This is a genomic window from Diaphorobacter aerolatus, assembly GCF_014489535.1.
Lineage (GTDB): Bacteria > Pseudomonadota > Gammaproteobacteria > Burkholderiales > Burkholderiaceae_C > Diaphorobacter_A > Diaphorobacter_A aerolatus.
On the sequence record NZ_CP060783.1, the window covers coordinates 2,032,139 to 2,043,902 of the forward strand.

Genomic DNA, 11,764 nt, shown 5'->3' on the forward strand with positions numbered 1-11,764 from the left:
ATCACGCCCATGCTCTCTCCCAGTCAGGTCATCGTTCTCGCCACACCGGTGTTTTTCGCGCTGATTGCCGTCGAATGGATCATCAGCGCACGCCGCAAGGTCCATCCCTATCGGCTCGCGGACGCGCTGAGCTCGATGAGTCTTGGCCTCATGAGCCAGACCAGCGCGGTGTTCACCAAGCTGCTCACGGTGGGCATCTACACGGCGGTGTTCGAGCATGTTGCGCTGGTGCGCGCCGACGCGTTCTGGACGAGCATTCCCGGCTGGCTGATTGCGTTGCTGTTCTACGATTTTCTCTACTACTGGAACCACCGCCTTGGCCACGAGGTCGGCGTGCTGTGGGCGGCGCATGTGGTGCATCACCAGAGCCAGCAATACAACCTCTCCACCGCGCTGCGGCAGCCGGGCAGCTACGCGCTGCTGTCGTGGCTGTTCTATCTGCCGATGGCGCTCGCGGGCGTGCCGCCGCTGGTGTTCGTGGTCGTCGGGCTCATCGATCTGCTCTACCAGTTCTGGGTGCATACGGAACAGGTGCGACGTCTCGGCTGGTTCGACCGCTGGTTCTGCGCGCCCAGCAATCACCGCGTGCACCATGCGGTCAACGATCCATATCTCGACCGGAACTATGGCGGCATCCTGATCATCTGGGATCGCATGTTCGGCACGTTCAAGGAAGAGGACGACCGCGAACCCTGTGTCTACGGCACGCGCGGCCTGCTCAAAAGCTGGGACCCGCTGTGGGCCAATGCCTCGATCTACAGCCAGCTTGCACACGACAGTTGGCACACGCGCGGCGTCGCCGACAAGCTGCGCGTGTGGCTCAAGCCGCCGGGCTGGCGGCCCGCCGACGTGGCGGCACGCTTTCCCAAACCGGCGTTCGTGCTCGACGAGCATCGCGTACTGTTCGAGCCCGCGCTCTCGCGCGGCGTGACGTGGTTTGCCTGTATCCAATTCGCTGCGCTGATTGCGGGTGCGGCGCTGTTTTTGTGGAATGCCGATCGAGCGCCGCTTGCACACAACCTGGTCTGGTTCGCTGCGCTCACGACCGGTCAATGGGTGCTCGGCGCATGTCTGCAGGGCCGCATCGGCGTGTGGCTGGCGCTGATGATCGATTGCGCGGCACTCGCCACCGCCACCGGCGCGCTCGGCCTCAGCGACTGGCACATGGTCTTCAAGCCCGCCGTCATGCTGCTCGCCTGTGCGCAGGTATTGAGCGCACAGCGTGCCGCGCCCTTGGACGGCGCGGGCCACGCGCGGCCCTACTCGCTGCGCTGGCTGCTGGTGGCGCTGCAATGGTCACTCGTCGGTGACGTGTGCCTGATGTTCGCCTCGCCCGCGATGTTCCTGCCCGGGCTCGTGAGTTTTCTGCTCGCGCACATCGCCTACATCGTCGTGTTGAAGCGCGGCATGCGGTGGTTTGCCGACCGGCGCGCATTGGTTGTCACGCTCGCGCTGGGCGTGGGCATGTATGGGTTTCTGTGGCATGGCGGGCTGCCTGCGGAGTTGCGCATTCCGGTTGCGGTCTACGTCGGTGTGATCGCGCTGATGGCCGCACAGGCCTGGGGGCGCTCGCGAGAGATGCAATCACCCGGTGCGCTGCGCGTGGCAGTCGGCGCGAGCTTCTTCATGGCAAGCGACACGATCCTCGCCATCGACCGATTCGTGCAGCCGGTGCCGCATGCCTTGTTCTGGGTTCTGGCAAGCTACTTCGCCGCACAGACGCTGATCGTGCATGGACTCACGGCCCACAGGAGCCCTTAAAAACCCACTGCCGCAGAGGCTCTAAGGGTTGACCCCGATACCCCTCGCGGCCGATAATGCGGGCTTCGCAATTACAGGAGTCCCCACGTGGACAGTGCCAGTTCAACCAGTGATTTATCGCTCGCCGCAATGGCAGCGTTGCTGGCCGACTGACAGACTCCCCGCTTGAACGGGAGCCGTCAATCGGCACCAGAACCGTTCAATGCATTGCGGCGCTCGGCGTTCATCGCGCAGGCTTTCCATATCGTCATTTCGACGCGCTGTTTCGCGCATGCGCGTCGTGGCCGATCCATGGTTTTCGTTTGCGCATCGTTCACTGCGATGCACCGGATTGCCCTTGGGCAGCGGCGCATCGATTGACCCGTGCCGTCTGACGTGGCTGTTTCTTACCTTACCGAAGGAGAACGCCATGAAGACCTTTTTCATCCGCTCTATCCGGCAAAGCCGCGACCGCATCGCGACCGCCATGGCCGATGCCGGCGCAACCCGCGCCGCATCCAACGTCGCGTCGCATGAGCCTTCGCAGGCACCGCTTGAGCAACAGGTGATGGCGCTGGACACGCTCACCACCTGGCCCACGCACCGCATCCGCAGCTTTCTGTCGATGCAGTCGCGCCGCGTGCGCTGATTTTTCACCTCGATAGACAAGGAGCCCTCCATGGATCCCGACCCTGGCCCGCCAGCGCTGCCCGCACCTCGGGCAGCGCTTCGATTCCTTCTTTGAAATTTTCCGGTCAGGCCGACCGGTTGCGCGCGCACTCACCTTCCTTGCGGAGCTAGTGCGAAGCTCCTTTCGGCCTGGCCCCAAGGAGCACCCATGCAACACCTGAACCAAGGCCTCGTTCACACCGCCCGCGAAGCACGCATCGGACAGATGCGCCACAGCGCACTGCTCGCCACCATCAAGCACGACCGCGCCGATCTGCTGAGCCAACTTCTCAATCACCTGGGCAACCGGCACTTTGCCCGGACGCTCGCCGACCTGAGCGCCGCCGAACAGGTGCGCGCCCTCAGGCTGCTCAACGCCAAGAAGCGCGCGTCGCTGTACCGCGAACTCTCGCAGCCGCAGCGCGATCTCTGGCATGCAGTGCTCAAGCGCGAAGCCAGGCGCTCGTTGATCCGCCGACTGACGAGCTGGCTGCGGCCCGCACGACTCAAGGCCACGCGCCCATGAACACGAAGAGCGTGCCATGCAGATTCTCAGCAACCTCTTCCGCGCGTTCCTGCGCCGCCGCCGCGTGGGCGGCCTCTTCACACGCCGCGCCATTCCCACCGGCGATGGTGCGACCCAGACTCGCGCCGCACCGCCCGAGCTGACCCGCGACCTGCTGCGCGCATCGCATGGCGATGCCGCCAACGCAATCGCATCGCTGCAATCAAGCGAGGATGGTCTCACCACCGAACAGGCACAGGCTGTGCTCGCGCGGGTCGGTCCCAACGAGGTCGAGCATGAACAGCCGCTGTCGCCGCTGCAGCATCTGTGGCAGTGCTACAAGAACCCGTTCAACCTGCTGCTCACGCTCCTGGCCGTGGTCTCCTACGCCACCGAGGACGTGCAGGCCACAATCGTGATCGGCAGCATGGTGGCGCTCTCCACGCTGCTGCGCTTCGTGCAGGAGGGCCGCTCCAGCCGCGCCGCCGCGCGTCTTCAGGCGCTCGTGAGCAACCGGGCCACGGTGCTGCGCAAACAAGCGCATGCAGCGCCATCGATACGCAACGCCGACCCGGTGGCGAGCGGCTTCGGCGCACACGCCGTGCAGCAGGAGCTGCCGCTGCGCGAACTGGTGCCCGGCGATCTCGTCGCGCTGTCCGCAGGTGACATGATTCCCGCCGATTGCCGCGTGCTCAGCGCCAAGGACCTGTTCGTGAGCCAGGCCGCGATGACGGGCGAATCGCTGCCCGTCGAAAAGCAGCCGCAGGCGAGCGCCGCGATTGCCGATGCGGGCACGCTGCTCGATGCGGGCAATCTGCTCTTCATGGGCACGAATGTGGTCTCGGGCTCGGCGCTTGCGCTCGTGCTGGCAACCGGCAATCGCACCTATTTCGGCACCATCGCCACGCGCGTGACCGGTACCGACCGCGCACCCACGGCGTTCGAGAACGGTGTGAACAGCGTGAGCTGGCTGCTCATCCGCTTTGCGGCAATCATGGTGCCTATCGTGCTGTTCATCAACGGCTACACCAAGGGCGACTGGACCGAGGCGTTCCTGTTCGCACTCTCCGTGGCCGTGGGTCTCACGCCCGAGATGCTGCCGATGATCGTGACCTCCACGCTCGCCAAGGGAGCGGTATCGCTGTCGCGCCAGAAAGTGGTGGTCAAGCGCCTCGACGCGATCCAGAATTTCGGCGCGATGGACGTGCTGTGCACCGACAAGACCGGCACGCTCACGCAGGACCGGATCGCACTGGAACGCCACACCGATGTCATGGGCCGCGACAGCGACGATGTGTTGCAGTTCGCCTACCTCAACAGCTTTCATCAGACGGGTCTGAAGAATCTGCTCGACCGCGCGGTGCTGGAACATGTGGAACTGCACACGGCCCTGCGCGTGTCGGAGGACTACCGCAAGGTCGACGAGATTCCCTTCGACTTCCAGCGCCGCCGCATGTCGGTGGTGGTGGCCGAGCGCAATCACCATCACGAATTGATCTGCAAGGGCGCGCTCGAGGAAATCCTGGAGTGCTGCACCCACATGCGCGATGGCAATCAAGTACTGCCGCTCACATCCGAGCGCAGGCAGCAGGTGCTCGCCGTGACCGAGCGGCTCAACGCCGAGGGCCTGCGCGTCGTGGCCGTGGCGATGAAGGAAGTGCCCCCGACAGGACGAGCTACACCATCGCCGACGAATCGGCGCTCACGCTGATCGGCTACGTGGCCTTCCTCGATCCGCCCAAGGAATCCGCCGCCGCCGCGATTGCCGCATTGCACGAACATGGTGTGGCCGTGAAGGTGCTCACGGGCGACAGCGAACTCGTGGCGCGCAAGGTCTGCCGCGACGTGGGCCTGTCCGTGCAGACGGTGCTGCTCGGAAGCGACATCGAGGCCATGGACGAGGCTGCGCTGCGCAGCGCCGTGGAGCGCCACGCGCTGTTCGCCAAGCTCGCGCCGCTGCACAAGGAACGCATCGTGCGCGCGCTGCGCATGAACGGGCACATCACCGGCTTCATGGGCGACGGCATCAACGATGCACCCGCGCTGCGCGCCGCCGATATCGGCATCAGCGTGGACAGCGCGGTGGACATTGCGCGCGAAGCCGCCGACATCATCCTGCTCGAAAAAAGCCTGATGGTGCTGGAGCAAGGCGTGATCGAGGGCCGCCGCACGTTCAGCAACATGCTCAAGTACATCCGCATGACCGCGAGTTCCAACTTCGGCAACGTGTTCTCGGTGTTGATCGCCTCGGCGTTCATCCCGTTCCTGCCGATGTTGCCGATGCAGTTGCTCATGCAGAACCTGCTGTACGACATCTCGCAGATCGCGATTCCGTTCGACCACGTGGACGAGGAACTCGTGAAGAAGCCGCTGCGCTGGAACCCCGCCGATCTGGGCCGGTTCATGCTGTTCTTCGGCCCGATCAGCTCGGTGTTCGACGTGCTCACCTTCGTGCTGATGTGGTTCGTCTTCCAAGCCAACGCGCCCGAGCACCAGACGCTGTTCCAGTCCGGCTGGTTCGTCGTCGGACTGCTCACGCAGACGCTGATCGTGCACATGATCCGCACACCGAAGCTGCCGTTCCTTCAGAGCCGAGCCTCGCGGCCATTGATGCTGATGACCGTTGCCGTGATGGCGGTCGGCATCTTCCTGCCGATGGGGCCGCTGGCCGGCCACTTCAAGATGCAGGCGCTGCCGGCCAGCTACTTCCCATGGATGTTCGTCATATTGCTCTGCTACGCTGTGATGACAACGCTGCTCAAGCGGGTCTACATCAGGCGCTACGGCTGGCAGTGAAAAGAATCACAAAGACCACAGTTCTGCAGAAAGACCGGTTGCATGCAGGCCCTACACAACCTCAACACGGTGGCGGCGCTCAACACGCTCGTCAGTCTTTTCTTCGCCTTCGTCTTCGGCAGCGTGATCGGGCTGGAGCGCCAGATTCGCCAGCGCACGGCGGGGCTGCGCACCAACACGCTCGTGGCCGTGGGCGCGGCGGTGTTCGTGGATCTGGCGCTGCGCCTCAACGGCACCGAGGGCGCGACGCGCGTGATCGCCTATGTGGTCTCGGGCGTGGGCTTCCTGGGCGCGGGATCGATCATGAAGGAAGGCGCGAACGTCACCGGGCTGAACACCGCGGCCACGCTCTGGGGCTCGGCCGCCGTGGGCGCATGCTGCGGTTCGAGCATGATTGTCGAGGGCGGCATGGCGACGGTGTTCGTGCTCGCGTCGAACACGCTGCTGCGACCGGTGGTCAACACCATCAACCGCCGCCCGGTCGACGAGGAAGCGGGCGAGGCCATGTACTACGTCTACGCCATCTGCAACAGTGGCGTGCAGGCCGCCGTGCGCGAGAAGATGCTGTCGCTGCTCGAGGCCGCGAACTATCCGGCGCGCTCGGTCGAAAAACACCCCTTTGGCCCGCAGGACACGGAAATCGAAATCGTGCTGCACGCCACCTCGGTGGATGCGGCCGAGCTCGATCAGGTGGTCCAGCAGATCGGGCAGTTGCCCGGCGTGATGCAGGCGTTCTGGAACCCGAGCACGTCCGAATAGGGGGCGATCAGAACAGGCCGCCGGCCGCGCTCGGTGGCGTCACGCCCAGATGCCTGAACGCGGCGAGCGTCGCCACACGCCCGCGCGGCGTGCGCTGCAGGTATCCCTGCTGAATCAGATACGGCTCGATCACGTCTTCGATCGTGCCGCTTTCCTCGCCAATGCTCGCCGCAATATTGTCGAGCCCGACCGGACCGCCATCGAAGCGGTGGATCACGGCTTCAAGCAGCTTTCTGTCCATCACGTCAAAGCCCTGCGGATCGACGTCGAGCATGGTCAGCGCGCGCTGGGCAATGTCGAGCGTGATGTGCCCGTCGCCCTTCACGTCGGCATAGTCGCGCACGCGGCGCAGCAGGCGGTTGGCGATGCGCGGCGTGCCACGCGAGCGACGCGCGATCTCGAAGCCGCCCTCCTCGTCGATGGGCGCGCCGAGCAGCCCCGCGCTGCGGCGAACGATCAGCGCCAGTTCGTCGGGCGTGTAGAACTCGAGCCGCGCGACGATGCCGAAGCGGTCGCGCAGCGGATTGGTCAGCATGCCCGCGCGCGTCGTGGCGCCGACCAGCGTGAACGGTTGCAGGTCGAGCTTGATCGAGCGCGCCGCAGGTCCTTCGCCGATCATGATGTCGATCTGGTAGTCCTCCAGCGCCGGGTAGAGGATTTCTTCGACCACGGGCGAGAGCCGGTGGATCTCGTCGATGAACAGCACGTCGTTGCGTTCGAGGTTGGTCAGCAGCGCGGCGAGGTCCTTGGGCTTTTCGAGCACCGGCCCCGAGGTCTGGCGCAGGTTCACGCCCAACTCGGTCGCGATGATGTGGCTGAGCGTGGTCTTGCCCAGACCCGGCGGGCCGAACAGCAGCACGTGGTCGAGCGCTTCGGAACGCTTGCGGGCCGCGCCGATGAAGATTTCGAGCTGCTCGCGCGCCTTGGCCTGGCCGACGTATTCCTGCAGCATCTTGGGCCGCAGCGCGCGCTCGAGCGCGTCTTCCTGGGGCGATGCGGGCGCGGCGGAAACCACGCGCGGCTGTTGCGGAGCGGGAGCGAAATCGTCGGTGTGAATGGTCATGCGTGCGCTGGAAGATCGATGGTGTCGGGACGCCGCAGAATCCGGCTGCTGGTCATTATCCCTTGATGCCCTTTTCCGCGAGCCTTCGCGCATAGGCCGCGAGGATCAGGCGCTCGGAATGCACCAGATAGTCGTTGAGCGCCTGCGCCGCCTCGGCCGGTTTGCCCGACTCGAACAGAGCCAGAATCTGCAGGTTCATGTCGACGTAGGGCGCATGCAGAAACTGCGGGTCCTGCATCAGGCCGAACGCCACGCGCAGTTCGGCAAGCAGGTGCGAGAACATCACGTTGAGCCGTTCGCTGTCGGCCAGCTCGACCACGGCCTTGTGAAACGACATGTTGGCCGTGCCCACGCCCAGCCAGTCACCGCCTTCGCGAAACGCGACCGCGTTGCTGACCGCTTCGCGCATGCGCGCAAGTGCCGGGTGCATCGGGTAGCCCTGGGCGAGCGCCTGGCATTCGATCATGCGGCGCACGCGGTAGATGTCGATGATGGCCGCGATGCTGGGTACGACCACCGACACGCCCTTGTTCGGCTCGTGCGACAGCAGCCCTTCCTTGGTCAGCACGCGAAACGCCTCGCGCACGGTGCTGCGCGAGATGTCCAGGCTCTCGCACAGCGCCGCCTCGGACAGCCGCTGCCCAGGCACCCATTCGCCGAGGATGAGCTTGTCGCGCAGGCGCTCGACGATGCGGTCCGTGAGGTTCTGGGTTTCGGTAGTGCTTGACATGGCGGACGGGCTCATCGTTTCTCTGATCGCGATCCGCGCAAGTTTAGGCCAATGCGGAAGACAGGCGCAGCGAACGCTGACGGGTTCGTAGCGCCCTTGTGACCCGACGGTTACCCGACTGGGGTTTGCACCTATGCGGATTCGCCCATTGTGTTAAGACAATATGACATTGTCAGACAATCAAATTGATTTTGTACAGCACATAACTCATTTTGAAAATCCATAACACCACTTTCATCAGATAAACCCGTCGCAACCATTCACAGGAAACAACATGCTCACGGACGTCAACCTCTGGCCACTGATTGGTGTGGCCATCATCATTGCGGGCTTCGTGCTGCGCTTCAACCCGATGCTGGTGGTGATCGTCACCGCCATCGGCACGGCGCTGGCGGCCGGCTTTCCGATTGACAAGGTGCTGGCCACCATCGGCACGGGATTCGTGAAGACGCGCAACCTGCCGCTGATCATCCTGCTGCCGCTTGCCGTGATCGGCCTGCTCGAACGCCATGGCCTGCGCCAGCACGCGCAGCGCTGGATCAGCAGCATCAAGTCGGCCACCGCTGGTCGCCTGTTCATCGTCTATCTGGCCGCTCGCCAGCTCACCGCCGCCGTGGGCCTGACCAGTCTCGGTGGTCATCCGCAGATGGTGCGACCACTGCTTGCTCCAATGGCCGAAGGTGCCACCGAAAACCGCTACGGCAAGCTGCCGCCCAAGGTGCGCGACAAGCTGCGCGCGTTCTCTGCCGCGACCGACAACGTCGGTCTGTTCTTCGGTGAGGACATCTTCGTGGCGTTCGGCGCCATCGTGCTGATGACCACCTTCCTGCGCGAGGCCGGCATCAACGTCGAGCCGATCCACGTGGCGCTCTGGGGCATTCCGACGGCGATCTGCTCGTTCGTGATCCATGCCACGCGCCTGTACCGCCTCGACAAGTCGCTGGCGAAGGAAATTGCCGCCGAGCGGGCCTCGGCAGGCAGCGCCGAGACCACGGAAAACAACGACTACAAGGCGGCCTGATCATGACGCTCACGATTCAACACCTGTATTACCTGATCGGCTTCATCCTCGCCGTCACCGCCTATCTCACGGTGCGCGACACGACCAATCCGCGCCGCTTCTCAAGCGCCCTGTTCTGGGCGATCTACGCCGTCGTGTTCCTGGCGGGCGATGTGATCGCACCGATGTGGATCGGCGTGATGGCGGTCGTCATGGCGCTGATCGCCGGGTTCGGCGGCGTGGCCGGTGGCAAGCACCAGCCGCGCACCGACGCGCAGTATCTGGAGAGCGCCAAGCGCCTTGGCAACAAGCTGTTCGTGCCCGCGCTCACGATTCCGCTGGTCACCATGGTCGGCACGCTGTCGGCCAAGTACCTGGTGTTCGGCGGCACACCGCTGCTCGATCCCAAAAACACCACGCTGGTGAGCCTGGGCGTGGGCTGCGTGCTGGCGCTGATCCTCGCCTGCCATCTGACGCGCGAGACCCCGGTGCAGGGCATGCGCGAGTCGTGGCGACTGACCGATGCGCTCGGCTGGGCGCTGGTGCTGCCGCAGATGCTGGGCATGCTCGGCCTCGTGTTCTCGGACGCGGGCGTGGGCAGGGCCGTGGCCTATGTGACCACCACCTACATCAACATGGACATCAAGTTCATCGCCGTCGCGGTGTATGTGATCGGCATGGCGCTGTTCACCGTCATCATGGGCAATGGCTTCGCCGCGTTTCCGGTGATGACGGGCGGCGTGGGCGTGCCGGTGCTGGTCAACCACTTCGGCGGCAATCCGGCCGTGATGGCCGCCGTGGGCATGCTCTCGGGCTATTGCGGGACCCTGATGACGCCGATGGCCGCCAATTTCAATCTCGTGCCCGCAGCGCTCCTGGAGATCGACAAGAATGCGGTGATCAAGGCGCAGATTCCGACGGCCCTATTGCTTCTCACCGCAAACGTGTTCATCCTGTACTTCCTGATGTTCCGCTGACCGGCGTTTAGCCAACAACAAACAAAGGACACAAGCATGCCCGCACCGAAAACCGCTCCCACGATCCTGCTGACCGGCTTCGAGCCGTTTGAAGACGATCCGGTCAATCCCGCGTGGGAGATTGCGCGCGCGCTCGATGGCGAAGTGATCGCTGGAGCCACGGTGCACGGCGTCGAACTGCCCTGCGTGTTCGGCGATTCGATCACGGCGCTCGACGCAGCCATCGAACACCTCAAGCCGGTGCTGGTCGTGGCGCTCGGCTTTGCCGGCAACCGCTGCGAGATCACGCCCGAGCGCGTCGCCATCAACCTCGACGACGCGCGCATTGCCGACAACGCGGGCAGGCAACCCGTGGACACGCAGGTGGTGGAAGGCGGCCCGTCCGCGTATTTCACGACGCTGCCGATCAAGGCGATGACGCAGGCCATGCTCGACGAGGGCGTGGCGGCGTCGGTCTCCAACACTGCGGGCACCTTTGTGTGCAACCACATCTTCTATGCCGTGATGCACAGTCTCGCCCAGCACTCGGCCGCGCCCGGCGCACGAGGCGGCTTCATCCACATTCCGCCGCTGCCCGAGATGAAGACGCGCGGCGCCCAGCAGACCCGCAACGGCATGGACCTTGCCACGCAGGTCAGGGGCATCCGCGCCGCGCTGCATGCGGCGATGACCGTGACGCAGGATCTGCGCGTGACGGCCGGCCAGATTTCCTGAGTCGCGCCGAAAACCAGCACCAAGGAGCAACACCATGATGAAGATGGACCTCAACAGCGACCTCGGCGAGAGCTTCGGCGCCTGGACCATGGGCGACGATGCCGCGATGCTCGACATCGTGAGCAGCGCCAACGTGGCCTGCGGATTTCATGCTGGCGATCCGGCTGGCATCCTCAAGACGCTGAAGGCCGCGAAGGAGCGCAACGTCGCCGTCGGCGCGCACGTGTCGTATCCCGACCTCGTCGGCTTTGGCCGCCGCAATATGGACATCGGCAGCGCCGATCTGATCGCCAGCGTGATCTACCAGATCGGTGCGCTGCAAGGCCTCGCGCAGGCGGCGGGCACCCGCGTCTCGTACGTGAAGCCACACGGCGCGCTCTACAACAAGATTGCCCAGGACAGGCGCCAGGCGGACGACGTGATCAAGGCGCTGCTTGCAATCGACAAGTCGCTCGTGCTGGTCGTATTGGCCGGCGCTCCGCTGATCGAGTGGGCGCGCGACGCGGGCCTCAGCGTGGTGGCCGAGGCGTTTGCCGACCGCGCCTACACGCCGGCGGGCGAACTGGTCTCGCGCACGCTTGCGGGCGCGGTGCTGCATGACGAGAACGCAATCACCGAGCGCATGTTGCGACTGGTGCGCGAGGGCGCGCTGGAGGCCATCGACGGCAGCACCGTGCGCATCGAGGCCGAATCGATCTGCGTGCATGGCGACAGCCCCGGCGCGGTGTCGATTGCACGCAATCTGCGCGAGCGATTCGAGCGCGAGAACATCCGGATCGCCTCGTTCGCGGGCTGAGGCAATCGATGAAAG

At 64.7% G+C, this 11,764-nt stretch carries 11 protein-coding genes and 1 pseudogene; 9 read left to right on the forward strand and 3 right to left on the reverse strand.

What is annotated here, in order from left to right; genetic code table 11:
• Positions 1 to 9: 9 nt before the first annotated feature.
• Positions 10 to 1,761, forward strand: a complete 1,752-nt coding sequence (locus tag H9K75_RS09360) for a lysoplasmalogenase family protein (protein ID WP_187725567.1) — start codon at positions 10 to 12, stop codon at positions 1,759 to 1,761.
• A gap of 179 nt (positions 1,762 to 1,940) precedes the next feature.
• On the opposite strand, the gene H9K75_RS09365 is transcribed toward H9K75_RS09360, so the two are convergent.
• The gene (locus H9K75_RS09365; RefSeq protein WP_187725568.1) at positions 1,941 to 2,078 is read right to left on the reverse strand and encodes a hypothetical protein; all 138 of its coding nucleotides are present in this window, start codon (positions 2,076 to 2,078) and stop codon (positions 1,941 to 1,943) included.
• A gap of 92 nt (positions 2,079 to 2,170) precedes the next feature.
• Between H9K75_RS09365 and H9K75_RS09370 the strand changes: the two genes are divergently transcribed.
• The 4 genes and pseudogenes from H9K75_RS09370 (at position 2,171) to H9K75_RS09385 (ending at position 6,469) form a co-directional block, all read left to right on the forward strand.
• On the forward strand, positions 2,171 to 2,389 hold the full coding sequence (locus tag H9K75_RS09370; protein ID WP_187725569.1) for a hypothetical protein: 219 nt from the start codon (positions 2,171 to 2,173) through the stop codon (positions 2,387 to 2,389).
• A 189-nt stretch (positions 2,390 to 2,578) separates the two neighbouring features.
• Positions 2,579 to 2,935, forward strand: coding sequence for a hypothetical protein (locus tag H9K75_RS09375; protein WP_187725570.1), 357 nt, complete (start codon positions 2,579 to 2,581; stop codon positions 2,933 to 2,935).
• A 16-nt stretch (positions 2,936 to 2,951) separates the two neighbouring features.
• Positions 2,952 to 5,710, forward strand: a pseudogene (mgtA, locus tag H9K75_RS09380) (magnesium-translocating P-type ATPase).
• Between the two features lie 42 nt (positions 5,711 to 5,752).
• Positions 5,753 to 6,469 (forward strand): MgtC/SapB family protein, encoded by a 717-nt coding sequence (locus H9K75_RS09385; RefSeq protein WP_187725571.1) that lies wholly within the window; start codon positions 5,753 to 5,755, stop codon positions 6,467 to 6,469.
• A gap of 7 nt (positions 6,470 to 6,476) precedes the next feature.
• On the opposite strand, the gene ruvB is transcribed toward H9K75_RS09385, so the two are convergent.
• Positions 6,477 to 7,532: a Holliday junction branch migration DNA helicase RuvB gene (gene ruvB, locus H9K75_RS09390; protein WP_187725572.1), complete on the reverse strand. Its 1,056-nt coding sequence runs from the start codon at positions 7,530 to 7,532 to the stop codon at positions 6,477 to 6,479.
• Positions 7,533 to 7,587: 55 nt separating this feature from the next.
• On the reverse strand, positions 7,588 to 8,262 hold the full coding sequence (locus tag H9K75_RS09395; protein ID WP_187725573.1) for a GntR family transcriptional regulator: 675 nt from the start codon (positions 8,260 to 8,262) through the stop codon (positions 7,588 to 7,590).
• A 274-nt stretch (positions 8,263 to 8,536) separates the two neighbouring features.
• On the opposite strand from H9K75_RS09395, the gene H9K75_RS09400 reads away from it, so the two are divergent.
• From H9K75_RS09400 to H9K75_RS09415, 4 genes are read left to right on the forward strand one after another with little or no spacing between them, the layout of a single operon-like run.
• Positions 8,537 to 9,283, forward strand: a complete 747-nt coding sequence (locus H9K75_RS09400) for a DUF969 domain-containing protein (protein ID WP_187725574.1) — start codon at positions 8,537 to 8,539, stop codon at positions 9,281 to 9,283.
• A 2-nt stretch (positions 9,284 to 9,285) separates the two neighbouring features.
• Entirely contained in the window at positions 9,286 to 10,239 is a 954-nt protein-coding gene (locus tag H9K75_RS09405; RefSeq protein ID WP_187725575.1) for a DUF979 domain-containing protein, read from the forward strand.
• A gap of 36 nt (positions 10,240 to 10,275) precedes the next feature.
• Complete coding sequence (pcp, locus tag H9K75_RS09410; protein WP_187725576.1) at positions 10,276 to 10,953, forward strand: pyroglutamyl-peptidase I; 678 nt, start codon at positions 10,276 to 10,278, stop codon at positions 10,951 to 10,953.
• A 37-nt stretch (positions 10,954 to 10,990) separates the two neighbouring features.
• A complete protein-coding gene (locus H9K75_RS09415) occupies positions 10,991 to 11,749 on the forward strand; it encodes a LamB/YcsF family protein (RefSeq protein ID WP_187725979.1) in 759 nt (252 codons plus the stop codon).
• The last annotated feature ends 15 nt before the right edge of the window (positions 11,750 to 11,764 follow it).

What these genes read in the sequence shown, in the direction of transcription:
- H9K75_RS09360 (WP_187725567.1), top strand. Translation starts at nt 10, where the DNA reads ATGCTCTCTCCCAGTCAGGTCATCGTTCTCGCCACACCGGTGTTTTTC.
- H9K75_RS09370 (WP_187725569.1), top strand. Translation starts at nt 2,171, where the DNA reads ATGAAGACCTTTTTCATCCGCTCTATCCGGCAAAGCCGCGACCGCATC.
- H9K75_RS09375 (WP_187725570.1), top strand. Translation starts at nt 2,579, where the DNA reads ATGCAACACCTGAACCAAGGCCTCGTTCACACCGCCCGCGAAGCACGC.
- H9K75_RS09385 (WP_187725571.1), top strand. Translation starts at nt 5,753, where the DNA reads ATGCAGGCCCTACACAACCTCAACACGGTGGCGGCGCTCAACACGCTC.
- ruvB (WP_187725572.1), bottom strand. Translation starts at nt 7,532, where the DNA reads ATGACCATTCACACCGACGATTTCGCTCCCGCTCCGCAACAGCCGCGC.
- H9K75_RS09395 (WP_187725573.1), bottom strand. Translation starts at nt 8,262, where the DNA reads ATGTCAAGCACTACCGAAACCCAGAACCTCACGGACCGCATCGTCGAG.
- H9K75_RS09400 (WP_187725574.1), top strand. Translation starts at nt 8,537, where the DNA reads ATGCTCACGGACGTCAACCTCTGGCCACTGATTGGTGTGGCCATCATC.
- H9K75_RS09405 (WP_187725575.1), top strand. Translation starts at nt 9,286, where the DNA reads ATGACGCTCACGATTCAACACCTGTATTACCTGATCGGCTTCATCCTC.
- pcp (WP_187725576.1), top strand. Translation starts at nt 10,276, where the DNA reads ATGCCCGCACCGAAAACCGCTCCCACGATCCTGCTGACCGGCTTCGAG.
- H9K75_RS09415 (WP_187725979.1), top strand. Translation starts at nt 10,991, where the DNA reads ATGAAGATGGACCTCAACAGCGACCTCGGCGAGAGCTTCGGCGCCTGG.